Origin of the sequence: Nocardia sp. 852002-20019_SCH5090214 (assembly GCF_001665865.1) — a bacterium.
GTDB classification, from domain to species: domain Bacteria; phylum Actinomycetota; class Actinomycetes; order Mycobacteriales; family Mycobacteriaceae; genus Nocardia; species Nocardia nova.
The window spans coordinates 1-902 of sequence record NZ_LZMK01000210.1; the positions used below are offsets into that span (position 1 = coordinate 1).

Here is a 902-nt window from a genome sequence, read left to right on the forward strand (position 1 = left end):
CGCCTCGGCCAGCCGCGCCTGCACACCGACGGTGTCGTGCCCGTGCTGCAGGCGAACCTGGTAATCCGTGAGCAGGGTGTCGACCCGGAATTTGGCCTCCTCTCCCGGATCGACCAGCGGAGAGTCCATGCGGCGCAGAGCGGCGGCCGCCGCACCCGCACTCACGAGCCCCTGGGCTTTCGAGCCGGTGGCCGCGGCCCCGCCCAGATACAGGGCGACGAACCGGGCCTTGGTGGCGACCGGCTCGCCGATCCCGGCGGCCTGCATCTTCTTCGTCAGCGCCGTGAGACGGTCCGGGGTGGGATTGGTGCGCCACTGTTCGATCTGGGCGTACAGCTCCGCCTTGGCCGACTCGTCGATGTCCTCGGCCGCGATCATCTCCACCAGCCGGTCTTGGGCGGTGGCCAGACGAGACTTGGCGGCGCGTTCCTGTTCGGCGGCGGCCATCTTCGCCGCCAGCTGCGGGGTTACCTCGGCATCGATGGTGACGTGCCCGCCGTCGAGGTCGACGTGCACACCCCAGCGCTGCCGGATGTGCCCGGCCAGTTCCACCGACGCGCGGCGGGCAGCCTCGGAGTCTTCCGACCAGGTCACCGCCTCACGTAGCGCGGCGGCGATTTCGTTGCGCGAGAGCCGATCCCAACCCTTCCGGCGCAGCGCTTCCAGACCTTTCTCGGCCGCCTTGCGCTCGGCGGCGACCTGGGCGGCGTGCTCGCGGCGGGCCTTCTCCTCCCGCATCTGCATGGCCTCGATGGCGGCGCGGCGGGCGGTGATGCCGGCCGTGGCTCGGTTCATCACCTCCTGCATCAGTGCCCGCAGCATCACCGCGAACTGGCTGCCGATCCGGTCGAGGGTTTCGTCGTGGTGCTGCTGGACGGGGGTGTGCAGGCCGGACAGGGTGA

General features: G+C 70.7%; 1 pseudogene. It reads right to left on the reverse strand.

What is annotated here, in order from left to right:
- Positions 1-902, reverse strand: a pseudogene (locus A5780_RS41015) (hypothetical protein); the annotation flags it as partial.